Genomic DNA, 25010 nt, shown 5'->3' on the forward strand with positions numbered 1-25010 from the left:
ATATTTTTTGGATACTCAATAATTCTGCTCCAATATACCATATTCTGTTAACATAAAATTTAGATGCGTTTGCCCTGCCTTTCTACCTGGTGGCGCCGGGTTTTTTGTGTGTTTTTATGCCGTTCTGGGAAAACAATGCCTGTTTTTGACTTTAACATAATCGGCGCTTATCCTTCCCTCACATTGAGGCAGGAAAAACTCATGTTTTACTCGGCTTGAATATATCGATCACTCTTGTTATTAATATGCGATCGATTATTCAGCAAGCCCTAAATATATCTTTGAGTATGCTACAACTAAAGCCAGCGAGACGTTGAGCTTGAGCCATGTTTTGAAAGCCATGATCGCGATACAAATTAAGGGCAAAGTTTCGTGCGATTGCCCAAGACTGAACGAGTCCAACGGTGCGAATGCGACAAGCATCTTCTCCTTGAGTGACATCACGGACATAATGGACTTTGTTTTCGACTCCCCAATAGCCTCGAATTCTTTGAGCAAGGCAAGCGGCTGTTTCAGTTAAGGAAGTGACGTAGTAGCGAGTTTCCGTAGAGAATTCAATGATGTTCGCTCGATAGACATGGCGTTCGGATTCAACTCTAATTAAGGTTTTTAGTCCCGGAAAATCAGGAATTACCGTCAAGTCTTGACTGATGCTGACGGTACGTTTTTCAATCCGACCATGCCCTTTATTAATCTGGAATGACGTTTCTTGCGGTTGAAATGTGGCGGATACTGCTGTCAATAATCCAGATTGATTGCCTTTGAGTGCGCCCACGTAATGATTGCTACTATCAATTATGGTGTGAGCAGTTTTTTTTGGGTGCTGATGGCATCAAAGGCGAACACAACACCTTTGAGTGCCATCTGCTCAATAAAAGCAGGGATTGCCGTAATTTCATTCGTTTTTGAATCTACCTCATAGGGTTCGAGAATCAACCCACGTTCCACAATGTAGGCACAAACCCAGCATAATTGCTGGATGGGAATCGACCGTTGGGTCGTTAGTGGGACATTCATAGGACCCACGTAATACTTTCCCATCCAGTGCAATCGTTTCTCCTGGCAAAGGTTGAATCCCAAAAAACCTCGATAAACAACCCGAATAAGTCTGATACTCTAACCGCAGTAATGTCCGCCGAATCGTACTGTACGAGGGTAAGCGCCCCGAAGGCGGTTGAAATAAAGTTACTAATTGCTCGTGATGGGCTTTTAACCAATCACCAATCGCCAGAAATCCACGATTTCCGGCAGCAACACCTAACGTAAACAAGGCTAAACACAGTGCTTGATGATGGCGTTGCCCTGCTCTTCGACGGGTATCGGGTAGGTCTGCAAAGGCTTTGACAATAGCAATTTGAGACATAACAGATCCTGTGAATGACTACGATAGTTTATTATCATATCAGCTACTCAACTAGAATGAAATAGCCCTGAACTGAGTGGTATCTGAACCCAAAATAAACAGAAAAAAAGGCACTCTTTTAGGTTAAGCTATAAAAACACACAAGCTCAACAGATTGCCTTATGAAGATTATTGAATCCATCTTACAACAAATGCCAGGGATTAGTCAACCCCAAAAGAAGTTTTCAATCACTTTATTCTCAACTATTTTGCTGGTCTATGGTAAGGTCAACTTCACGAATCTCAGTCGTTATAGTTATTTGAGCGAAAAAACCTACCGTCGTCACTTTCTCAAAAGCTTTAATTTTCCACAATTTAATCAATATTTCCTCGAATCTGCCTTAAATCCTGAACACACAGTCATTGCCGTTATCGATTGTTCTTTTTTAAGTAAAAGTGGCCACAAAACTGACGGTAAGGGTTATTTTTATAATGGTGTAGCGGGGAAATCGGAACAGGGGTTGGAAATTTCTGTGATTTCTATTGTCGAAATTGAGAGTCGTTTATCTTATAGCTTAAGCGTACAACAAACTCCATCACGCCCTCAAATAAAGTCGGTAAAAAAAACTGCCACCAAATCCGAAGAATTGCTGGTCTAAGAAATCTCGCAAAAAACAGGAGCCTCAAAGCTCAACGCCTGACACCACAAGAGTTGATGACTATGCACAACATCTAAAGAATACTCGTTATTTCTTCCCAAATTCTGTACGTTATTTGGTCGCTGATGGCTATTACTACCGCTCTAAATTCTGGGATGTTGTGCGGGAGTTAAATTTAGACTTTATTGGCAAGTTAAGAGTTGATGCTAACCTACGCTATCTTTATACAGGTGAACAAAAGAAACTGGGAGCTCCACGTAAATATGATGGTAAGGTTGACTGCCATGATTTGAGTCGTCTTAATTTTGTTAAAGACCTCAAACCGGGAGTTTCATTATATACATTAGTTGTGTGGAGTTGTTGTTTAAATTGCCCAATTAGTTTGGCTTGTATTTCTGAGGTTCAAGCCAACGGACAAATTAAAAATGCTTTATTATTTAGCACTGATATTCACTTGCCCCCTGAGCAAATTGTTGAATATTATCAGGCTCGTTTCCAGATTGAATTTATTTTTCGTAATGCCAAGCAATTTACGGGATTGTCTGATTGTCAAGCTCGTCATTTACCACGGCTTGATTTTCATTTTAATGCCAGTCTTATTGCCTTAAATTTGGCCAAACATCAACTCTCTAGTTGTCATTCATCTGCCAAGTCGTTTGTCTTTTCAATCTGTTCTTATAAACGCCTAGAATTCAATAAGCATCTACTTTGTACCTTTATTGATAAGTTAGATTTAGACCCGGATTTGATTTTAAATCATCCAAATCTTCCTTCAGTCTTGTCTTATGGTACTCTGGCTGCTTAAAAACTGTCCGGAGTATTGATCTCTATTTAAGTACAAGTTTTGAATTTGACTGCCGGCAAGTCTAATAAAGAGTTTAAATGAAAGTTCATCACTCTCGCTGTAAATATAAAGTGCTGAGGGGGGAGCTAAAATTATGATTTTTATGAACCCAACTTCTGAATAATATGAATTGACATGACAGTGAGCTGGTTATTTAATTGTAATTAGGCGGACAGATATATGTCAATTTCAGACTAGCAGTTATTCAGGAGACTGAAGCGATGCAGTTACAATTTAGCAACAAACAAATAATCTGGAGCAGTTTGCTGTGCTTTTCGGCAATTGCATTTCCCGTAACGAGCCAAGCTATAACAGTACAAGAAGTACCGAATCCCCGTCAACTAAATAACACTTGGGTAACAGACAAGGCAAACATTCTCAGCGACAGCACCGAAACTCAGCTAAATCAAATGATTTCGGATTTAGAGGAAAAAAACGGCTTAGAAATCGCTGTTGTGACAGTGCCGGATACTAAACCATCTGCGACACCAAAAGCATTTGCTACAGAATTATTTAACTCTTGGGGTATTGGCAAAAAAGGTAAAAATAACGGAGTTTTATTGTTGATTTCGTCGGGGAAACGTCGCGTTCAAATTGAAACAGGTTCTGGCATTCAAATCCTTTTGCCGGATGCGAAGGTAGTGGGAATTATTAAAACCGAAATTACGCCAAAATTTAAACAGCACGATTTTGACGGGGGTACATTAGCCGGGACAAAGGCGTTAGTAAATGTTTTACAAACTCCGACGGTAAATGGTCAATCTCAAACCACACTGCCTGTGGCTCCCATTGTACCAGATCAAGGGGTGAAACCGTCACCAATATCTAGTCAATCGCCTGTGATTAGCAATAGTACATCCACAGGTGAAGATTCATCGAATCCAATCTATGACTTACTTGGGTTGTTATTCATAGCATTCATAGCCTTTATACCTTGCTTCATTATCTTCAGGATATTTCGCAGCTTATTTTCTGGGACATCTCCTTCCCCCTCCCACCGCCGTTATCCGCGAAATTACAGCAGTAACAATTGCAATTACAGCACTAACAGTCCCAATTACAGCAGTAACAGCCACAACTATTGCAGTGGGGCTGGCCACTACAGCAGTCACAGCATCCATTACAGTAGCAGTAGCGACTACAGCATTAACAGCAGCAGCGATGATTGCGGTGGCGACTACAGCACTAATAGCAGCGACTACAGCATTAGCAACAGCGATTGTGGGGGTAGCTTGGGCGGTGGCGACTCCAGCGGTGGCGGTGGGGGTGGCGATTACAGCATTAGCAGTAGCGACTGCGGGGGTAGCTTTGGCGGTGGCGACTCCAGCGGTGGCGGTGGCGGTAGCGATTACAGCAGTAGCAGTAGCGATTATTGCGGTGGCGCCGACTACAGCAGTAGCAGTAGCGACTACAGCAGTAGCAGTAGTGACTACAGCAGTAGTGGGGGTGGCGGTGGGGATTGGTAATTCGGGAATGGAGGCAGAAACCGAGTTTTTTTAACAGGAATTAGTCCCCGTCTGCGGGGACTTCGGTTGTGGAGTTGCGGTTTCAACCGCCCCACTCGCGAGAAGCTAGCTAACTAAAATACTCTTCAACAATTTTCAAAATCCGCGAGGCTGCTAAACCGTCACCGAAGGGATTAATTGCCATTGCCATTGCGTTGTATGCTTCGTAATTGCTGAGCAATTCTGCGGCGGCTGTGAAAATTGTATCAGAATTAGTACCTACAAGTTTAGCGGTTCCTGCGGAAATTGCTTCGGGTCTTTCTGTGGTCTCTCGTAATACTAAAACTGGTTTACCCAAACTAGGTGCTTCTTCTTGCAAGCCGCCGGAATCTGTGAGGATTAAATGACATCTCTGAATCGCTCCTACTAATTCTGCGTAATCTAAAGGTTCAGTTAAAAAGACTCTCGGATTGTCGCCCAAAAGAGCTTGCAAAGGTTCTCGAACAGTGGGATTTCGGTGCAGGGGTAGCAGTAAAGCTGTATCGGGAAATTTATCTAAGATTTGGAGAAATGCGTCAGCAATTCCTTGTAAGGGTTCGCCCCAATTTTCGCGGCGGTGAACTGTTGCTAATATAGTGCGATATTTGCTCCAATCTAAGTTAGGAATGTTGCATTCTGGTTCGCGTTTGGCGACAGAAAGCAAGGCATCGATTACTGTGTTGCCTGTACGGTGAATTTCTCCCAAAACACCCGATCGCCTTAAATTCTCTTGGGCCAGCGCTGTCGGGGCAAAATGCAGCCGTGTGAGCTGAGATATCAACCGTCGATTAGCCTCTTCGGGGTAAGGATTGAATACGTCGTCTGTCCGCAATCCGGCTTCTACGTGACCTACGGGTATTTTCTGGTAAAATGCAGCCAAAGTAGCGGCAAACGCTGTCGTTGTATCGCCCTGAACTAACACGATTTCGGGCTGCCATTCTTTAAACAAGGCTTCTAAACCCTGCAAACTCCGGGATGTAATATCTGTCAAGGTTTGCTGGTGCTGCATAATTGCTAAATCCCGATCGGCTTTTAGATCGAACATTCGCATTACTTGCTCGACCATTTCTCGGTGCTGACCGGTTAAAATTACTTGGGTGTCAAAGGTTGGCGAACTTTGGAACAGTTGAATGACTGGGGCTAGTTTAATCGCTTCCGGGCGAGTTCCCAAGACGATGCAAACGCGGTGTGTAGCTTTGGGCATGGTAAAATTGGGTAGTTGAGATTTGTGAGGGTTTTAAAGGCTCAATATTTTATAGCAGGTTTGAATCGTTGGTTAATAAGAGTTATTTTTTTATGAACCGCAGAGGGCGCAGAGGGCGCAGAGGAGAGAAGAGAGATAGAAGGTGTTTTTTTGTGGCGTTATATCGTTTCTGCTTGCACTGTTGGTACATTTTTATTTTTTAATTTGTCATGCCCTATCGTTACATTCTATTTTATAAACCCTACGATGTTTTAACTCAATTCACTGACAACTCCAGCGAAACTAAACGCAGCACTCTCAAAGACTATATTCCTATTCCTAACATTTATGCAGTAGGAAGGCTCGATCGCGATAGTGAAGGTTTGTTGCTGCTAACCGATGACGGACAAATGCAGCACCGCCTCAGTGACCCGAAATTCGCTCACCCCCGCACTTACTGGGTGCAAGTTGAACGAATTCCCGATGCAAGTGCGATCTCCGCTTTGCAAACTGGTGTCACAATTCAAGATTATCGGACTCGATCGGCAAAAGTGCAATTATTGTTAGAAGAACCACCTTTGCCGCCCCGGGAACCGCCGATTAGATTTCGCAAAAACGTGCCCACAGCTTGGCTGGAAATGACTCTCACAGAAGGCCGGAACCGCCAAGTGCGCCGGATGACCGCAGCAGTAGGGTTTCCGACGCTGCGGCTAGTCAGATGTGCGATCGGGCCTTTACGTCTGGAAGGTCTCAAACCCGGTGAATGGCGCGAACTAACTCAAGCTGATTTTAGATTTTAGATTTTAGATTGGGGAATTACAGTCAACAGTCTTGACATTTAGGACATTCTTGATAGCTGAAACTATTACGGCGGCTGGATTTCCCTTTTTCCTTCTTCCTTCTTCCTTCTTCCTTCTTCTTACTTTCGAGGGGGCAAAATAAAACTCTCGTTTCCATTCTTATCTTTTTGCACCTGAGCTCCCAACTTGACAAGAGCTTGTTTCGCCCTTTGACGCACCACCTTATCAGTTGTTTGAGCATAAACCGTACTCCAAGCAGTAAACCGCACCGGCACGCTATCGGGATCTCGGCGCAAATACTCAGCAGTTGCTCGAAACATCGGCGCTAATTTCCGCCATTCCGGGCTTCCTTCCACCCAATCAGCGGCCATTTCGTGAGAGTGAATTGACTCGGGAATATCCCCCAACAGCAGCAACTCATCCAGACCTTTAGTTCGCCACACTATCCATGATTGGGAATGAATTTGCGGCGAAAGGGAAAGGGCGCTAGTACCGCGCTCTATCAAATTAACAGCAGTTTCAGGCTTTCCTTGATAAAAAGAAATAGCTGTGGAAAGAAACAGGTAGATGTCAGCCCACCGCGGGTCGCGCTGCGTAACAATGTCAAAATAATCTTGGCTGAGATTGTAGCCCGTCACATCTCGCGCTTCGTCGTCGCCAAAATACTGCAAAAATTTGAGAAATGTCCAATCTGCAATTAAATTGTCAAACCCAAAACCAGGGACACCTTTGAGCATTTTCAGCCGCAGGGCTTCTTGCTGGGCTTCTTGCTGTGTGGTTTGCTTGAACCTGGCAGGAGACATTGCAGAGAGCGGCTTTTGCCCCTGAACACGAACTGGGGACATTCCGCCCAACTGCCCGCTAGACTGCATGGCGACGACCCCCGCCAGCGCTGCTAGACCGATAACTCCATTAACGACCAGGCTCAACCACTTACGCGAAAATTGTTCGATTTTAGGTTCCACGGCACTTTTAAATCCAAGTTTTAAATTAAGTTTATGGAAAGAGAGTAATAATTGGTTGGCGATCGACTAAAAATCTCGTTAAACTGTCCAAAGGGATGGTGGAGCCTCCACACAATAGTTTAAGTAGTAGTGTGAGATTTTTTAGCAATATAAAATCTCAAATCAAAAATCTAAAATCGAATTGAGCCAAATTCAATGAATCAAGCCCGCAAACGCTTTTCTAAATTACAGGCAGCCCTGTTCAGTGGGGCGATGGCAACAACCGCTTCGATATCTTTACTCGTTCCCGGCCTGAGTCAATCAGTCCGCGCCCAGCTTCAAGATAGCCCCAAAGCTGTCTTAGACGAAGCTTGGCAAATTGTCAACCGAGAGTATGTTGATGGCAGCTTTAACAAGACTGACTGGCAATTGACTCGCCAAGAACTGTTGAGCAAAAACTATACCTCTCGCGAAGCTGCCTACACCGCTCTCCGCAAAGCCCTAGAGAAATTAAACGACCAGTACACCCGCTTCATGGACCCGAAGCAGTACGAAGCGCTGACGAATCAAACCTCCGGGGAACTGACAGGGGTGGGGATGAGGCTCGAAGAAGACGAGAAAACGAAAGTGATTACCGTAGTCGAGCCGATGGAAAATTCCCCGGCATTGAAGGGGGGGATTCTAGCGGGCGATAGGATTTTGGTAATTGACGGCAAAACTACCAAAGGCATGACTGTCTCGGATGCGGCTCAGGTAATTCGGGGCGACGAAGGTACGAAAGTCACGCTGCGGATTGCTCGCGAGGGCAAAAGCGAGTTTGATATAACTCTGACTAGGGCGAGAATTGAGGTAGCAGCGGTTCGCTACAGCCTCAAGAAGGAAGGCGGTCAGAATGTGGGTTACATCCGTTTGCAAGAGTTTAGCTCTCACGCCGCCGAACAAATGCAGGGGGCGATTAAAAAGCTCTCGGATCAGAAAGCTGACGCTTTTGTGTTGGATTTGCGGGGCAATCCCGGCGGGTTGCTGCGAGTGAGCATTGATATCGCTCGGATGTGGATGGATACAGGGGCGATCGTCCGCACAGTCGATCGCGCGGGCGATTCTCAGGAAATGCGCGCAAACCGCACTGCAATCACTAACAAGCCTTTGGTGGTGCTGGTGGACGACAACTCAGCCAGCGCCAGCGAGATTTTGGCCGGTGCTCTGAAGGACAACAAGCGCGCAACTGTGATGGGCGGCCAAACTTTTGGCAAAGCTTTGGTGCAGTCGGTGCATTCTTTGGCTGACGGTTCGGGATTGGCGGTGACGATCGCTCACTACTATACTCCCAACGGTACAGATATCAGCCACAAGGGGGTTACTCCGGATGTCAAAGTAGAAGTAACCGACGAACAAAAGTTGAAATTAGCTAACAAACCGAAGTTGGTTGCGACTAAGGACGATCCTTGCTACGCGCAGGCGATCGCACTTTTGAAAACTAGCGCTTCCTTGGGTCGTCCCGTTCCTGCTGAGGCTCATGCTCCTAAGAAGTAGTTGAAACCGTCAGTCCTTAACAATTAGCTTTAAGATAAAACCCGCGCCGGCGGGTTTTATTTTTGTAGTTTTATTTAGCCTCAGATTGCTAGAAAATGGTTTGTAATAACAGCCAACTATTTAATCCTACTATAATACTAGCCACTAACCAAGCTAAGGTTTTCAGCCAAAATGGATTCACAAACTCTCCCATTAAGTTGCGGTTTGAGGTAAACATTACCAAGGGAATTACTGCAAAGGGTAATTGCAAACTGAGAATGACTTGACTGAAAACCAGTAAAGTAGTTGTACTGCCTTCCCCAAACAAGATAATTACGATCAAAGCCGGCACAATTGCAATCAATCGAGTCAGCAAGCGCCGCAACCAAGGCCGCAGCCGAAAATTTAGAAACCCTTCCATCACAATCTGTCCTGCTAGAGTTGCAGTCAAGGTTGAGTTCTGCCCCGAAGCCAATAAAGCAAACGCAAAAATTGCACTAGCAGAACCCACACCCAGCACTGGAGAAAGTAGTTTGTAAGCATCTTGAATTTCTGCTACTTCGTGATACCCGGAAAAATGAAAGCTTGCAGCAGACAATATCAGAATTGCTGAATTAATAAACAAAGCTATTGACAGCGCTACGGTAGAATCTATTGTGCCAAATTTAATGGCTTCCCATTTTTTCTCAGAAGCTTCTTCCCAAGCGCGAGTTTGCACGATGGATGAATGCAGGTAGAGATTGTGGGGCATCACAGTTGCCCCTAAAATACCAACCGCAATAAAAAGCATTGCCTGATTTTGCAAAATCTCTAGGCTGGGAACATAACCGAGTAAAAGTCCTCCGGCATCTGGTTTGGCAAAAATTATTTCTGCGATAAAGCAACCGCCAATAATTGCAATAATCGTAATCACCAAAGCTTCTATATAACGAAAGCCTTTACCTTGTAAAAATAACACCATTATCACATCTAGCGCAGTGATGCACACTCCCCACACTAAGGGTATGCCAAATAGCAATTGCAGTCCGATCGCACTACCAACAAGTTCAGCTAAATCGCAAGCAGAAATAGCAATTTCACAAAGTATCCACAGCACAAAAGTGACTCGCGGACTAAAATAATCTCGACAAGCTTGTGCCAAATCTCGTCCCGTTGCCACTCCCAAGCGCACGCAGAGTGATTGCAGCAAAATTGCCATCAAATTAGATAGCAAAATCACACTTAATAGCGAGTAGCCAAACTTTGCTCCCCCCGCTAAGTCAGTCGCCCAGTTTCCGGGGTCCATGTAACCCACTGAAACCAAATATCCAGGCCCTGCGTATGCCAGCATTTTACGCCAGAAACCTTTGCTGTTGGGAACGGGGATGCTGCGGTGGACTTCAGGCAAGCTGGGCCTATTTTCCGAGTCAGTCATTGGTTGTACCGTTCAACACTTTTCATATTTTTTTCATAATATGACAAGTTTAGCGGAATTTCATCATTCCCATGGCTCAAAATCCGGCAGAGTCACCGTATATATTAAGTTGTGTATATTTTGAGGTTGAACCGAGGTGCGCGCGATCGACTATGATGAGGTCGATCGGCAAAAATCACTCTTATCTGCGAATACTCTATTTCAAAACTCTAGTCGCATTGAAAATAGCTGCTAAAGCCACCCCAACATCGGCAAAAACTGCTTCCCACATTGTCGCTAAACCAAAAGCAGCCAAAGCAATAAATATGCCTTTGACTAACATGGCAAAAATGATATTTTGCCAGACAATATTATGAGTTTTTCGGGCAATTTGGATAGCTTCAGCCACCTTTGACGGTGCATCTGCCATAATCACAACATCGGCAGTTTCGATCGCCGCATCGGAGCCCAAACCCCCCATCGCTATGCCCACATCAGCCCTAGCAAGCACTGGTGCATCATTAATTCCGTCTCCAACAAAGACAATTTTATCGCCTTTTTTAGATTGACCGATCAGTTTTTCGATCGCCTCTAATTTTCCTTCGGGTAATAACTCGGCTAAGTAGGAATCTAAACCGAGCTTTTTCGCAACACTATCGGCTACAGCTTGATTATCTCCTGTGAGCATCACGATTCGCTCAACACCTAATTTTTTGAGGTCGCCAATAGCCTGTACTGAGTCTTCCTTAAGCTCGTCAGCAATCAAAATATACCCAGCGTAGCTGTTGTCTACCGCTAAATGGACGATCGTACCTTCAGCATTGCAGACATCGTGATGGATATTTTCTCGGTGCAGCAAACGGTCATTTCCGGCAAGCACAATTTGATTATTTACTTTTGCTCGAATGCCGTGTCCCGGTATTTCTTCGTAATCTTTCACATCCGATGAATCTATTTTTCCGCCGTAAGCTTCCAGAATTGATTTTGCAACTGGATGATTGGATTGAGATTCTACTTTGGCTGCTATTGCCATTAACTCTGTTTGGGAAAAACTCTTCTGAGGCACAATTTGTGCTACTTTAAAAACTCCTTTGGTCAGAGTTCCTGTTTTGTCCAAAACAACTGTCTTGACTGCTGTCAGGCTATCTAGAAAAGTCGAGCCTTTAACCAAAATACCGCCCTTGGCTGCACCACCAATTCCCCCAAAGTATCCCAGAGGAATGCTAATCACCAATCCGCAAGGGCAGGAAATAACTAACAAGACTAGGGCGCGGTAAACCCATAAAAAGCGATCGGCATTAGTTGCTCCTGAAATGAACAAAGGCGGAATTAAAGCCACTGCTAGCGATGCAAATACTACAAAAGGCGTGTAGTAACTGGCAAATTTGGTGATAAATTTCTCAGTTTCAGCTTTTTTGCTTCTGGCATTTTCTACTAATTCCAGAATTCGGGATATTGAAGATTCACCGAATAGTTTGGTAACTTTGACGGTGAGAACTCCTGTCTGGTTAATTGTTCCTGCTAAAACAGTTTCTCCAGCTTTCACTGTTCGAGGTACTGATTCTCCAGTTAGTGCAGACGTGTCAATCTGAGAATTGCCGTCGATAATTTCACCGTCTAAGGGAATTTTTTCTCCCGGTTTGACAAGGATGATATCGCCGACGGCTACGGTTTCTGGCGAAACTTTTTTGATGTCGCCATTTGCCTTGAGGTTGGCGCTGTCTGGGCGAATTTCTAAAAGTGATCGGATCGATTGACGCGATCGCCCAACGGCAAATTCTTGAAAAAGTTCTCCGATTTTGAAAAACAACATCACCCCGACTGCTTCAGGGAGTTTGTGAATAGCTACAGCGCCGAGTGTTGCTATAGTCATTAAGAAATTTTCATCAAAAAATCGACCTCGCAGAATGTTGCGACTCGCACTGGTTAAAACATTCCATCCGCTTAAAAGATAGGCTGGGATGAAAACCAGATATTCACCTATAGAATAGGGGGTGTTGTGCAGTTTTTCTTCAAAAATTAAACCTCCGATAAACAGTACAACAACCAATATCACAGGAATCAATTCTTGATTCAGGTTAAAATCTCCGTGGCCGTGGTCGTGGTCATGGCCGTGGCCGTCGTCGGGGTTATGATTCTCATGGCTGTGTTCGTGGTGGTCGTCGTGACTACAGCAGCCGGAATCGCTCGATTTTGCTTTTTGCATGGTTTTTCCTAGGTTTCGTCTAACAAATGATAGTATGAATAGATATTCATATTATAGGTTTAAAAATAAAACCTACTAGATTTTGAGTTAAAAATATAGTAGATTTTATAAAAATATTGTTAAGTTGGTAGAGAACGTTACGAGGGATTAAGAGTAATAACTATTCTCAGTTTGCGATTGAGAGAAAAAATGATTATCCATCGTCGTTAGTCATTAACTAATTAATCCGCCGGATAAACTCTAAGGGCAAACCATCAGTATCGGCAATAAAAGCTACTTCGTAAACATTTTGCCCGATCGCCTGTTGAGTCGGTTCTAATAAAACTTTCAAAGCTTGAAACTGGTTGGGTTGGTCTTTAGCAGCTTCCTCAAAACGTTCTTTCATAGACTCCAACCAGCTAGGCAAGTCAGTTGTCGCCTGAGTTAAATCAAAAGATAAATGATAATATCCAACATAATGCTCGTCTCCGAAAGCATCCGGTGCGGGTTTTGGTTCCGGGATTTGAATCAGTTCAATGCGTCCGTTGAGACCTTCCATCCAACAGGCTAGGGTGTAACCAGTGGTAAAGCGATCGCTCACAGTAAACCCCAACTGTTCGTAAAAGGCGATCGCCCGGTGAATGTTAGCAGTGCGAATCGAGGCGTGGTGCATTCGATTTTAGATTTTAGATTTTAGATTTTAGATTTTAGATTTTAGAAGGGAAGTAGGAATTCCAGCTTTGGATTTGAGATTTTAGAGGGTAAATTCGTAATTCGGAATTAAAAACGGTCGCATCTTTAGCGCGAAAGCAATAGAGCCTTCTTCCCTCTTCCCTCTTCCTTCTTCCTTCTTCCCTCTTCGTTCTTCCTTCACTTATTCAAACAACCGAAAATAGGGATATCTAATCGGAACTCCAGGCTCTTTTTCCAAATCAAAGTTAATCACTTCCCAACAAGGATCTTCTTGGGGCTCGGGGCTAAAATCCACAGGCAAACCGTACAGTCTCGGCCGCGGCGATTCCGACTGGCCGCGCCAAGGCGTACTGCGTTCCAAATAACCGCTGATTAAGTCGCGATAGCGTTGAGCGACGATCACGCGAGTTGCTCGGTAGCCTTGAGTATAGAGTCGATCGAGCGCTTCGTGAATTTCAAACCGAATCCCGTCCGGGTGCGTGTGCTGGCGATACCATTCATTCTCCCAGCGGCGCCAGTGCCGCCCAGACTGAAGGTGAACCAGTTCCCCCGTTTTTGGATCTGCCTCAAATGCCCCGTGACGCGGACACAAATAGGTATCCGTGAGCGTTAGAGCCGGAATTGTTTGGCGACAGTGGGGACACTGAATTTCCGGGCCAAACATCGGGTATTGCAAGGCAACTTCAATCATTTATTTGCGTCCCAGCATATTTTCTCTGCAAAAGTCCCAAATACTTTTATTATATCCCGTATCAAGAACCAGCTAATCTGCTAGAAGTATAAAGATCGACCAACTAATGAGCAATCTCAACGAATCTCAGTCTGCACTTTCTTCCTATTGGCCCAGACCAGATCTATCCCAAGCGGCTTTTGTCGCTGAAGGCGCTGTTGTCATCGGCAGGGTAGAGGTGGCTGCGGGCGCTAGTATCTGGTACGGGGCGGTGGTGCGGGCGGATGTAGAGCGAATTGCGATCGGCTCAAGTACCAATATCCAAGATGGAGCAATTCTGCACGGCGATCCGGGGAAACCGACTGTTTTGGAAGATTTCGTGACAGTCGGACACCGAGCCGTGATTCACTCAGCTTACATTGAACGGGGCTGCCTGATCGGGATTGGGGCGATCGTCCTCGATGGAGTGAGGGTGGGAACAGGCTCTATCGTCGGTGCAGGGGCGGTTGTCACCAAGGACGTTCCCCCTCATACCCTAGTTGCGGGAGTGCCTGCCAAACGCCTGCGGGATGTCTCTGAGGAAGAAGCAGCCGAGTTGGTGGAACACGCTAAGCATTACGAAAAGTTGGCTCTGGTTCACGCGGGGAAAGGAACTGATTTGGGATTTGGTCACTTGATAGAATAAGATTTTAGCAAAAAACTATTAGTTTCCAATGGCTTACACCGCGCAAAAAATCCTCACCTTTGAAACATTCCTCGATCGATATTGTGACAACTTCCGCTACGAGCTCGCTGACGGAGAATTAGTTGACATGGAACCCACAGGCCCCCAGGAAATCGTCAGCGGTAAACTGGCAACTCAAATCGGCATCGCCATCACAGCAGAAAAACTACCTTGGTTCATTCCCCGCACTTGTTTAATCCGTCCATTTTCAGACGCAGCTACCGCCCGCCGTCCCGATATTGTCGTGTTAGATGAAACCGCCCTTGTCAGCGAACCTCTTTGGGAAAGAGAACCTGTGATTACGCTGGGACGATCTATTAAATTAGTGGTAGAAGTCGTCAGCACTAACTGGGAAACAGATTACGCCCGAAAAGTTGAGGAATATGCTATTTTAGGGATTCCAGAATATTGGATAGTTGATTATCGCGGATTAGGGGGTGTGGCTTTTATCGGTAAACCAAAACAACCTACTATAACCGTTTGCCAACTGATTGACCAAGATTACATCCAGCAACAATTTCGCCTCGGTCAACCGATTATTTCTCCTCTGTTAAAAAGCTTGCAAATTCGCCTAGATGATATTCTTCCCCGATAAAGTGGGGTGTCAAACTAGATATAGGAATTACGCACGGGGAGTCAGGGTTTCGACACTTCGACGGAGTTTATTCGGATTCATCTATCATCGGTTTTTGGGCAGCGTGTCGCACAAAAATAATCTGAACTCTATCATCAACAATCGTAAACAGAATCCGATAGGCATTTCGTCCCTTGCCGTAAACAAGTTGTCGTATTTCTTCTTCAAAAAAACTATTCTCAAACAAACGCGAAGGAACAGCGAGAAGGCATATTTTCTAGCGATAAGATAGCCTTGTACAAGCCTTCTAACCAATTTCTAGCCTTCTGAGAAGAATGATTACTCAACCAAAAATAAGATTCCTCGATCGCTTTTTGCGCTGCGGGTTGGATAATGACCTGATATTTCTGATTCATCGCTAACTGTCTAGCTTATCAAACAGTTGATTGAAAAAATCCTCCGCTTTTTGCCCTTCCCCTCGATCCATTTGTGCCAAACCCAGTTTAATTCCCTTTAAAGTCTCTAATAACTCAACCGCATCTAAAAGTTTCTGATAGGATTCAGCATCCTGAATAACTAACTCTGCTTTTCCGTTGACAGTTAGAACTAAAGGATGTTTTGTTTGTTTGAGCCGCTGCACAAACTCAGTCGTATTACGTTTAAAATCGGTGAGAGAATGTATGTCTCTTGAAAGGTTAATCATAATGATAACATGAAATTCGCATCTAATTAAATGTTAAACGATACCTGCGGAGTTTGTCAATCTAAGCTTAGGTGATATTCTGCCTCGATAAAGTGGCTTGCTGCAATCTAAAATCTAAAATCTAAATCAGAAACCGCGTTTTTTGCGTAAGTCCTATATATACTATTAAGACTCTGCCGGAATTCCGCCGATCGCCCTGCCCACTAACATCTATCATGAACGATCGCACATCCAATCCAAACATCCCCCCACAGGCCTGGAAACGTCCCATCGGCCTCGGTTGGGAGAATCCCTATACAGTCCGCTACGCAAGCAATCTCGACGACGGGCCCTGGCACGGAATGCCTCTGGGTGGGTTCGGTGCCGGCTGCATCGGGCGATCGTCCCGCGGCGACTTCAACCTCTGGCACATTGACGGTGGCGAGCACATATTTCGCAGTTTGCCCGCTTGTCAATTCAGTGTTTTTGAAGAAACTCAAGGCAAAAAACAAGCTTTTGCACTGTCCACTGAACCGCCTACCGATGGCAGTTTATCTAGTTGGAAATGGTATCCATCGGAAGGAAGAAGGAAGAAGGAAGAAGGAAGAAGGGAAGAAGAAGAAAGAACCGGGGAAGAGTCTAATTATTCGGGGAGTTATCATGCTTTGTATCCGCGCAGTTGGTTTGTATACGAAAATGTGTTTCATGCTCAATTAAGCTGTGAGCAATTTTCGCCAATTTTGCCGAACAATTATCAGGAAAGCAGTTACCCAGTTGCTATGTTTGAATGGGTGGCGCACAATCCTACAGATGCGCCGATTACTCTTAGCATCATGCTGACTTGGGAGAATATTGTTGGTTGGTTTACTAATGCCAATAAATCGCCGAAAGTGATGGTGCGAGATGATGGTAGTCCATTTTATGACTATCAACCCAGGTGGGGAGAAAGCGGCGGAAATATGAATTTGTTGGTGGAAGATTTTCACCGCATCGGTTGCGTGATGACGCGGTTGACTGCTGAGGACGAACCGCAAGAGGGGGATGGACAATGGGCGATCGCAACTATTACTAATCCGGCGGTAGAAGTATTCTATCAAACTCGCTGGAACCCGGCGGGAAACGGTGATGATATTTGGCGCAACTTTTCTGCTGAAGGTTTTTTGTTGGATGACAAAGACGAGACAGCCGCAGCAGCAGGAGAACAGTTGGCTTGTGCGATCGCAGTTCGCTTTACTATTAGACCGGGAAAAACTCGCAAAATCCCCTTTATTATAGCTTGGGATTTGCCCGTTACTGAGTTTGCATCTGGAGTTTGGTACTACCGCCGCTATACAGATTTCTTCGGCCGCAACGGCAAAAATGCTTGGCCGATTATTCGCACTGCAATGAAGCATTCCGATACTTGGCGCGAAAATATTGAAGCTTGGCAAAAACCGATTTTAGAACGGAAAGATTTGTCAGACAGTTTTAAAATGGCTTTGTTTAACGAGTTATACGCCCTGACAGACGGCGGTACTCTTTGGAGTGCGGCTGACGAACGCGATCCCAAGGGTCAATTTGCGGTTTTGGAGTGCATTGATTACCGCTGGTATGAAAGTTTGGACGTGCGGCTTTACGGTTCTTTTGCTTTGTTGATGCTTTGGCCGGATTTGGAAAAGTCGGTGGTTTTAGCGTTCGCTAGGGCAATTTCAGCCGGAGACGATACGCCGAGAATTATTGGCTGGAATCAAGCTTCGGCTATTAGAAAAGCTGTCGGGGCGACGCCGCACGATTTGGGTGCTCCTAACGAACATCCTTGGGAGAAAACCAATTATACTAGCTATCAAGACTGCAATTTATGGAAGGATTTGCCTTGCGATTTTGTGTTGCAGGTTTATCGGGATTTCCTGTTGACTGGCGGCACAGATTGTGAGTTTTTGCAAGAGTGTTGGCCGGCCATTGTTGAGGCTTTGGCTTATCTGAAAACTTTTGATGAGGATGGGGACGGAATTCCTGAGAATTCGGGAGCACCGGATCAGACGTTTGATGACTGGCAAATGCGGGGGATAAGTGCGTATTGCGGGGGTTTGTGGTTGGCGGCGCTGGAGGCTGCGATCGCGATCGGCGAAATATTGGAAGATGCAGCACCGGAGATAATTCCTAACCCTCAAGCAAAGATAGCATTATATCACAGTTGGCTGTTACAAGCAAGACCGAGCTATCAAGAAAAACTGTGGAACGGTCAATATTACCGTTTGGACAGCGAGAGTAACTCGGAAGTGGTGATGACAGACCAACTATGCGGTCAATTTTACGCGAAACTGTTAGGATTGCCGGATATTGTGCCGCCCGAATGTGCAGTCAGTGCTTTAGAAACTGTGTACAATTCTTGCTTTTTGAAGTTCAACGATGGCGAGTTCGGTGCAGCGAATGGGGTGATGCTGAACGGTTCGCCGGAAAATCCGAATGCGACTCATCCTTTGGAAGTTTGGACGGGGATTAATTTTGGGTTGGCAGCTTTTTTGGTACAGATGAGAATGGAGGATAAAGCGTTTAAATTGACGGATGCGGTGGTGAAGCAGATTTATGAAAATGGGTTGCAGTTTCGCACGCCGGAAGCGATTACGGCGGGGGGAACTTTTCGGGCGAGTCACTATTTGCGGGCGATGGCTATTTGGGCGATTTACGGGGTGTTGACCAATTTTAAATAGGGCAAAATGTATATTAGCTGGTGAATCCGACTAAAATTTAAGCTTTCAACTCCATTTTTAGCAAGGAAAACGGTTAATTCAACTATCAATAAAATTGACCGTAAAAAATTTTAGCCTTCGAGGAAGACATTAATCTTTCATGCTCAAACTTCAGCTTGGCTAAAATTTGAGCATGAAAAAGCCCGGAGATGGGAGGCGATCGAACTCGGCTATAAAGGAGAGAGAAAAAGGGTCTGAGGCAATTGTTGACACCAATGCAGTCCGCACCTTACTTGTATATAATTTGGAGCGATCGCCAATTTCAAGATAAAATAGAAAAATGTCAAATCCCTTACTTTCCCTCAACTACGAGCCCGCCATCGAATCTCTCGGTGGCGACTATTTTGATGAAGTCTCTGCTGCCGATTTTCCGCAACACATTCTCCGGTTCCGCAACGATGAATTATTGCCGAAATTGGGTTTAGACCCCGCAGAAGTAACCGACCAACATTTCATCGAAGCCTTCGGCGAATTTCACTGCGTCCGTCCTTTTCTAGCACTTCGCTATCACGGCTATCAATTCAACCAATATAACCCCAATTTAGGTGACGGTAGAGGCTTCTTATATGGCCAAGTTCGCGGGACTGACGGCAGACTTTACGACTTCGGTACTAAAGGTTCTGGCCGCACTCCGTACTCGCGGGGCGGTGACGGTAGACTCACTCTCAAAGGGGGAATTCGCGAAGTTTTAGCAGCCGAAGCTTTGCACCGGTTGGGAGTGCGGACATCTCGGTGTTTTAGTTTAGTTGAAACTGGGGATGCTTTGTGGCGAGGAGACGAACCATCTCCGACGCGATCGTCCGTAATGGTGCGTTTCAGTCATTCTCACATCCGGTTTGGAACTTTTGAAAGATTGCACTATATCCGCCGCCCGGATTTAACTAAAAAACTTTTAGATTTTGTTATTGAATATTATTATCCAGAACTGCATTTAGAAGCAAGTAATGCCGGTGTTTCGCCGCCCGAAAAATATGCGCTATTTTATGAAGATTTAGTCAAGCGAATAGCTGAATTAGTCGCTCAGTGGATGGCAGCAGGATTTTGCCAGGCCGTGCTGAATACTGATAATATGTCAATTACCGGAGAAAGTTTCGATTACGGGCCTTTCGCTTTTATCCCAACTTACAAGCCGGAATTTACAGCAGCTTATTTTGACTATTCGGGTCTTTATTGTTACGGCAATCAACCGTTGATTTGTAGGGACAATTTAGAGAAGCTCCAGGAACCGCTAGCAGCGGCGATTCCTCAAGCTGATATGGATGCGGCTTTGGCGAAGTTTGGCGATTATTATAATGCAGCTTATCGGCAGTTGATGCTCAATAGATTGGGATTTGAGGATTTGCCCGAGGCGGAGGGAGATGAGTTGTTGAAGGTGACAATTAAAATGCTGGCGGAGTCTCAAGTAGGCTATCACGATTTCTTTTTTGAACTGCGAAGACAGTTCGATCGCACTTGGCGAGATGATGCTAGTCAAATTTTTGCTGAGGCGGAACCTGCCGACTTGATAGCACCTTGGCGGCAGTTGTATTATCACGTTTTGCAAAGTTTGTCTGCGGATGATATGGATAAAATGGCGGACTGTTTGCGGAGGCACAATCCCGAACAATCGCTGTTGAGGCCGACGATTGAGGCTGTTTGGGAGGCCATTGCTATTGAGGATAATTGGGAACCGTTTTATGAATTGGTTAAACGACTTCAAGACCCCGAAAATTGATTGATAATAGCTGGCATTAATAGCGCTCGGGGGTTGGTTCACCTGCATTTTCTGTTGGTATTAAAGATTAGCGTGAACCAGCCCCAACGCAATCTGAGATCCTGAAAAATTGCCACATAAAAAATCTAAGAGTGAGAAATAAGGACGAATGACTACTTGAGCTTTTCAATCTCAAATTGTGCATCTTTGTAACCGCCAGTACGCCCTTGATCTAGAAACATTTTGCCGGCTTTTTCTAAATCGCTAATCGCTCCTGCTTTGTCTCCCAAGGAGCGGCGAACCATGCCTCTACCGTAGTAAGCAGCAGCATAATTCGGACTGATGCGAATAGCTTGCACGTAATCGGCGATCGCACTATTGTAATTCTTTAACTCCTGATAAATCTTAGCCCGATTGGCGTAAGCTTCAGCATTGTTGGGATTGAACCCGATTGCTGCTGTAAAATCTGCGATCGCCCCCTGGGCGTCACCCCCGGCGCTGCGAGCTAAACCACGATTGTTAAAAGCATTAAAATCATTCGGATTTACTGTCAGCGCTTGAGTGCAATCGGCAATTGCTTTCGGATAATCCTTCAAATTTAAATAAGCAATGCAGCGATTGTTGTAAGGAACCCCATCCTCATCGCTCAGCGAAATTGCCTGAGTGCAATCGTCAATTGCCGCTTGATACGCTCCCAAATTCAACTGGGTGCTACAACGATTAGCGTAAGCATCTCCACTCTTAGGATCGATGGCAATTACCTGAGAATAATCCGCCAAAGATCCCTGATAATCTCCTAGGTAAAAGCGAGCTCTCCCCCGACTGTAAAAAGCATCAACATTCTTAGCATCAAGTTTAATTGCCTCAGTATAATCTCCAATCCCCCCCTGCAAATCGCCACTCCCAGCACGAGCCAACCCCCGCGAATGATAAGCTTTAACAAGCTTCGGCTGCAACCGAATTACTTCGGTAAAATCCTGAATAGCCATCTTGTAGTCTTGCTGTTCTAAATAAGCAACTCCTCTTTCATAATATGTATCAGCATCCTTGGGCTGGAGATTCAAAGCTTGAGTGTAATCCTCAATCGCCCCACGCTTGTCGTTAAAATCGTGACGGGCGAGGCCGCGGTTAAAATAAGCCTGAACATATTTAGGATTGAGAGCGATAGCCTGAGAATAATCCGCAAGTGCTTCTTGATACTTTTTTAAATCATAATTAGCATTACCGCGGTGGTAAAAACTCTCAGCATTTTTAGGATTCAATTGAATTGACTTATTAAAAGCCTGCAAAGCTGCATCCGCATCTTTATTGCGAGACTTTTCTACTCCCTGTTCGTAATATTCCTTAGCTTTAATTGGATTCGGGCGGCCCCAATAACTAAACATAAATATCATAACTATCGCCGCCCCGACGCCCGCCCAAATCAGCAACCAAAATCGACTTCCCAAACGTGAATAAAAAGGAGCAGAAGAAACTAATATGGGAGAAATACTTTTCTTTTGAGCGGTATTCACCGGTTCTTGGCGGTGTCTCAACTTGCTGAGAGCTGCCAACACTTCCTCTGCCGATTGATAGCGTTTGCCAAATTGGTGACAAACCATTTTGTCAATTATATTGGCTAATCCCACAGAACATTGAGAGCGGTTTCGCCAAACAATTTCCCCCGTATGAGAAGGACTCGGATCTTGCAATTTTGGCAAATCCGTACCCGGTAAACCAGTGATAGCTTGGACTGCCATCATCCCGACTGCATAGAGGTCACTGCTAAATTGCGGGTTGCCTTGAAATTGTTCGATCGGCATATAAGCCGGAGTTCCAGTAGCAATGGTGCGCGGAAATTCTGTATCGTAGTCACTGACGTGACTCGCAACTTCTTTAACCGAACCGAAGTCAATTAAGACTAATTTGCCGTCTGGTTTGCGGCGGATTAAGTTGGAGGGATTAACATCCCGGTGAATAACTCCCTGAGAGTGTACGAAGGCGAGAAGCTGTAACACTTCTTCTAACAGAGCCAGCACTCGTTCTTCCCGCCAAGGTTGACCCGCTACAATTTCCCTATTTAGGGCGTGTCCGGGTACAAACTCTTCGACGAGGTAGAATTGATTGGATTCTTCAAAATAAGCGAGTAAAAAGGGAATTTGCTCGTGTTTACCCAGTTTTTCTAATATTTCTGCTTCTTGTTTAAATAAGCGGTAAGCGGTTTTGAGAACTGTGGAAGTGTTGCTGGGAGGGCGCAGTTGTTTGACTACACATTGAGGGTGGCCCGGCCGGCGAGTATCGACAGCTAAATAAGTTTGTCCAAAAGCTCCTGAACTGAGAATTTGCACTACGCGATAACGCCTGTCTAAAAGTTGACCAACCATGTTCATATCGGGACTTGCGAATTGGTAACGGGGAGGTGGTAATGGGGAATTGGTAACAGGGAGTTGGTAACGGGGAGTTGGTAACGGGTAGTTGGTAATTTGGCCTTCTTCCTTCTTCCTTCTTCCTTCTTCCTTCTTCCTTTTTTCTTCTTTTTTTAACATCTGACTGATGATTAATAACTTATTTAGGGTCGTTGATTTGTGCTTGTGCGTTTTGGAAACCATCGGCTCTTCCTTGTTCTAGAAAGAGGGTTGCAGCTTTCTGAAAATCCTCGATCGCCCCGGTACGGTCTTTGAGTTGGCGGCGGACGAGGCCTCGGCTGTAAAAAGCGCTAGCATTGTTGGGGTTGAGCCGCAGCGAGTGAGCGAAATCCTCAACCGCTAAAGGGTAATTTTTTAGTTCTGAGTAAATAGTACCGCGATTGCTGTAAGCTACTGCATCGCTGGGATTCAGCCGAACTGCTTGAGTAAAATCTTCTAAAGCTCCCTGTTTGTCTCCCGAAGCCGATCGAGCTAATCCTCGATTGCTGTAGGCCTTGGGATTGTTGGCGTTGAGTCCGATAGTCAAACTGCAATCTTCGCTGGCCTTTTGAAATTGTTTTAAATTCAGATAAGCAACGCAGCGGTTGTTGTAAGCTGCTTCATCTTTGGGAGCAAGGCGAATTCCTTCGGTGCAATCAGCAATCGCTTTGTCGTAGGTGGCCAAATTCAAGTAAGCGCTGCACCGATTGGTATAAGCATCCGCGAGATCTGGTTGCAATTCAATCGCCTTAGTATAATCTTCCATCGCTCCTTGATAATCTGCCAGATTAAACCGTGATCGACCACGACTGTAGTATACGCCAGCTTGTTTGGGGCTAATTTGAAGGGCTTGAGTAAAATCTGCCATTGCTCCTGTTTTGTCGCCTGCTGCCGATCGAGCTAAACCCCGATTGCTGTATGCTGTAGCATCCTTGGGACTGAGCCGAATTGCTTGAGTGTAGTCTTCAATTGCCCTGCGGTAGTCGCCCAAATCGTAGTAGGCTAAACCCCTCTGAGAGTATGCCTCACCGTCGCTGGGATTGAGTCGCACTACTTGGGTGAAATCTTCCACGGCCCCCCGCTTGTCCCCGATGTCGAGGCGGGCCATACCTCGATTGTAGAGAGCTTTGGTGTGGCTAGGATTGACTTTAATTGCTTGCGTGTAATCCTGTATTGCTTGCTCGGTTGCCCCCATGTCGTAGCGAGCGTTTGCCCGCTTGTAGAAAGTTTCCGCATCGCTGGCATTCAGGGCGATCGCTTGAGTATAATCGGCGATCGCGCCTGTTGTGTCACCTTGCTGCGCCTTGGTAACGCCGCGGGCTAACCATTCTTTTGCCCTCGCCGGACTTTGACTCTGCCACAAGTAAATTATCAGTGCCGTGAGGATTAAAGCTGCCGCTGTTGCAGCCAACAGCAGCAGTTTGGTTGGGCTTTGTCTTCGCGGTTGACTCATAGCGTCCGTGATGATTGTGGCTGGTGGCGGCTCAACCTCCAATTTTACGGCGATTTGTTTGAGGTCTGCTAAAACTTCGGCGGCCTCCTGATAGCGTTCCTCGCAGTCAGGGCGCACCATTTGATCGATAATATCTGCTAGGGCTGCCGAACAAGTTGCCCGGTTTCGCCAGGGAATTTCGTTTTTGTTGTTTTTTAAGGCACTCAGTTCGTTGGGTGAGAGTCCCGTCACGGCAAGCTGGGCGATCGTACCTAGAGCGTAGATGTCACTATTGTAACGGGGGTTGCCGCTCAATTGCTCGATCGGCACGTATAACTCCTGGGGCACCAAATCCTGTTTTTTTGCCTCATGCCGTTTAACCGAGTTCGGGGAAGTTTGGGCCAACAAATGACAGTTAGCAAGTTCCGGGTTAATTTCTTTGTCTAAGCTAAAGTCAACCAATACAAATTTGCCGTCTGACTCGCGCCGGATCGCTCTGTCTGGTTGAATTCTGCGGTGAATGAAACCTTTCTCGTGTATGAACACCAAAATCTCTAATATTTCTGATAGCAGACCAATTACTTGCTCTTCATCCCAAGGTTGACCGGCTATTAGTTCTTGACTTAAAGGTGAGCCGGCAATAAATTCTTCAATTAAGTATAAACTTTGATTTTCCTCAAAATACGCCAATAATTCGGGAATTTTGTCGTGTTTTCCCAATTTTTCAATTATTTCTGCGTTTCTTTGAAATATAACTTTGACTAATTCGGGAGTTTGCGAACTTGTGCCGGGGAGTCGCATTTCTCTAACCGTGCATTGCGGATACCCGGGACGGTGAGTATCTGCTGCTAGATAAGTTTTTCCCACCTCACTTGAGTCTGTGACTTTAAGGATGCGGTAACGTCTGTCTAGAAGTTGACCAATCATGCTTTGCCCTCTACCCTGTCAATGTTCCATTATTGCATGAAATCAGAATAGCCAAAATATTTGGCTGAGTAATTTAAGTTCGATCGAGCCGTGACTCCCACCCAAAAACGGATAGTTGCTTTCCCACAGGAGTCGTTAGCCTCCCAAAATTTTAGA

At 45.3% G+C, this 25010-nt stretch carries 21 protein-coding genes; 9 read left to right on the forward strand and 12 right to left on the reverse strand.

The window, feature by feature from the left end; genetic code table 11:
- Positions 1-259: 259 nt before the first annotated feature.
- The 3 genes from QT994_RS17915 to QT994_RS27880 are packed head-to-tail and all read right to left on the reverse strand — an operon-like array spanning position 260 to position 1363.
- Positions 260-775 carry an ISAs1 family transposase gene (locus QT994_RS17915; protein ID WP_333176660.1) on the reverse strand — a complete coding sequence of 172 codons (516 nt, stop codon included), beginning with the start codon at positions 773-775 and terminating at the stop codon, positions 260-262.
- Positions 776-795: 20 nt separating this feature from the next.
- Positions 796-1017, reverse strand: a complete 222-nt coding sequence (locus QT994_RS17920) for a hypothetical protein (RefSeq protein WP_333176662.1) — start codon at positions 1015-1017, stop codon at positions 796-798.
- A complete protein-coding gene (locus QT994_RS27880) occupies positions 917-1363 on the reverse strand; it encodes a transposase family protein (RefSeq protein WP_445243920.1) in 447 nt (148 codons plus the stop codon). Before QT994_RS27880 ends, QT994_RS17920 begins: the two co-directional genes overlap by 101 nt.
- Positions 1364-1524: 161 nt before the next feature.
- Here QT994_RS27880 and QT994_RS17925 point away from each other — a divergent pair, with 161 nt between their 5' ends.
- From QT994_RS17925 to QT994_RS17935, 3 genes are all read left to right on the forward strand, one after another.
- Positions 1525-2001 carry a hypothetical protein gene (locus tag QT994_RS17925; protein WP_333176665.1) on the forward strand — a complete coding sequence of 159 codons (477 nt, stop codon included), beginning with the start codon at positions 1525-1527 and terminating at the stop codon, positions 1999-2001.
- A gap of 115 nt (positions 2002-2116) precedes the next feature.
- Entirely contained in the window at positions 2117-2806 is a 690-nt protein-coding gene (locus QT994_RS17930) for a transposase (protein WP_333176668.1), read from the forward strand.
- 260 nt (positions 2807-3066) lie between these two features.
- Complete coding sequence (locus QT994_RS17935; protein ID WP_333176671.1) at positions 3067-4311, forward strand: TPM domain-containing protein; 1245 nt, start codon at positions 3067-3069, stop codon at positions 4309-4311.
- A gap of 109 nt (positions 4312-4420) precedes the next feature.
- Here the strand turns inward: QT994_RS17935 and wecB are convergent, their stop codons facing one another.
- Positions 4421-5533, reverse strand: a complete 1113-nt coding sequence (gene wecB, locus QT994_RS17940) for a non-hydrolyzing UDP-N-acetylglucosamine 2-epimerase (protein WP_333043927.1) — start codon at positions 5531-5533, stop codon at positions 4421-4423.
- A 209-nt stretch (positions 5534-5742) separates the two neighbouring features.
- Between wecB and QT994_RS17945 the strand changes: the two genes are divergently transcribed.
- On the forward strand, positions 5743-6312 hold the full coding sequence (locus QT994_RS17945) for a pseudouridine synthase (protein WP_333176673.1): 570 nt from the start codon (positions 5743-5745) through the stop codon (positions 6310-6312).
- Between the two features lie 119 nt (positions 6313-6431).
- Here QT994_RS17945 and QT994_RS17950 read toward each other — a convergent pair whose 3' ends face one another.
- Positions 6432-7277, reverse strand: coding sequence for a hypothetical protein (locus QT994_RS17950; protein ID WP_333176676.1), 846 nt, complete (start codon positions 7275-7277; stop codon positions 6432-6434).
- A gap of 195 nt (positions 7278-7472) precedes the next feature.
- On the opposite strand from QT994_RS17950, the gene ctpB reads away from it, so the two are divergent.
- On the forward strand, positions 7473-8789 hold the full coding sequence (ctpB, locus tag QT994_RS17955) for a carboxyl-terminal processing protease CtpB (RefSeq protein ID WP_333176679.1): 1317 nt from the start codon (positions 7473-7475) through the stop codon (positions 8787-8789).
- Between the two features lie 88 nt (positions 8790-8877).
- Here the strand turns inward: ctpB and QT994_RS17960 are convergent, their stop codons facing one another.
- From QT994_RS17960 to QT994_RS17975, 4 genes are all read right to left on the reverse strand, one after another.
- Positions 8878-10182: an Nramp family divalent metal transporter gene (locus QT994_RS17960; RefSeq protein WP_333176682.1), complete on the reverse strand. Its 1305-nt coding sequence runs from the start codon at positions 10180-10182 to the stop codon at positions 8878-8880.
- A gap of 196 nt (positions 10183-10378) precedes the next feature.
- Entirely contained in the window at positions 10379-12367 is a 1989-nt protein-coding gene (locus QT994_RS17965) for a heavy metal translocating P-type ATPase (RefSeq protein WP_333176684.1), read from the reverse strand.
- A gap of 217 nt (positions 12368-12584) precedes the next feature.
- Positions 12585-13019: a VOC family protein gene (locus QT994_RS17970; protein WP_333043936.1), complete on the reverse strand. Its 435-nt coding sequence runs from the start codon at positions 13017-13019 to the stop codon at positions 12585-12587.
- A 201-nt stretch (positions 13020-13220) separates the two neighbouring features.
- A complete protein-coding gene (locus QT994_RS17975) occupies positions 13221-13730 on the reverse strand; it encodes a TIGR02652 family protein (protein WP_333043938.1) in 510 nt (169 codons plus the stop codon).
- Between the two features lie 106 nt (positions 13731-13836).
- Here QT994_RS17975 and QT994_RS17980 point away from each other — a divergent pair, with 106 nt between their 5' ends.
- On the forward strand, positions 13837-14394 hold the full coding sequence (locus QT994_RS17980) for a gamma carbonic anhydrase family protein (RefSeq protein ID WP_333176687.1): 558 nt from the start codon (positions 13837-13839) through the stop codon (positions 14392-14394).
- Positions 14395-14422: 28 nt separating this feature from the next.
- Positions 14423-15028 (forward strand): Uma2 family endonuclease, encoded by a 606-nt coding sequence (locus QT994_RS17985; protein ID WP_333176691.1) that lies wholly within the window; start codon positions 14423-14425, stop codon positions 15026-15028.
- 397 nt (positions 15029-15425) lie between these two features.
- Here QT994_RS17985 and QT994_RS17990 read toward each other — a convergent pair whose 3' ends face one another.
- Positions 15426-15710, reverse strand: coding sequence for a type II toxin-antitoxin system Phd/YefM family antitoxin (locus QT994_RS17990; RefSeq protein WP_172187146.1), 285 nt, complete (start codon positions 15708-15710; stop codon positions 15426-15428).
- Between the two features lie 215 nt (positions 15711-15925).
- Between QT994_RS17990 and QT994_RS17995 the strand changes: the two genes are divergently transcribed.
- Positions 15926-18379: a GH116 family glycosyl hydrolase gene (locus tag QT994_RS17995; RefSeq protein ID WP_333176694.1), complete on the forward strand. Its 2454-nt coding sequence runs from the start codon at positions 15926-15928 to the stop codon at positions 18377-18379.
- A gap of 319 nt (positions 18380-18698) precedes the next feature.
- A complete protein-coding gene (locus QT994_RS18000) occupies positions 18699-20132 on the forward strand; it encodes a protein adenylyltransferase SelO family protein (RefSeq protein ID WP_333176698.1) in 1434 nt (477 codons plus the stop codon).
- Positions 20133-20284: 152 nt separating this feature from the next.
- Here the strand turns inward: QT994_RS18000 and QT994_RS18005 are convergent, their stop codons facing one another.
- The gene (locus tag QT994_RS18005) at positions 20285-22699 is read right to left on the reverse strand and encodes a tetratricopeptide repeat protein (RefSeq protein ID WP_333176700.1); all 2415 of its coding nucleotides are present in this window, start codon (positions 22697-22699) and stop codon (positions 20285-20287) included.
- Positions 22656-24854, reverse strand: coding sequence for a tetratricopeptide repeat protein (locus tag QT994_RS18010; protein WP_333176703.1), 2199 nt, complete (start codon positions 24852-24854; stop codon positions 22656-22658). The genes QT994_RS18005 and QT994_RS18010 overlap by 44 nt, the downstream gene beginning before the upstream one ends.
- Between the last annotated feature and the right edge of the window lie 156 nt (positions 24855-25010).

The organism is Microcoleus sp. S13_B4, from assembly GCF_036700885.1.
In the GTDB taxonomy this organism is placed as follows: Bacteria; Cyanobacteriota; Cyanobacteriia; order Cyanobacteriales; family Microcoleaceae; genus Microcoleus.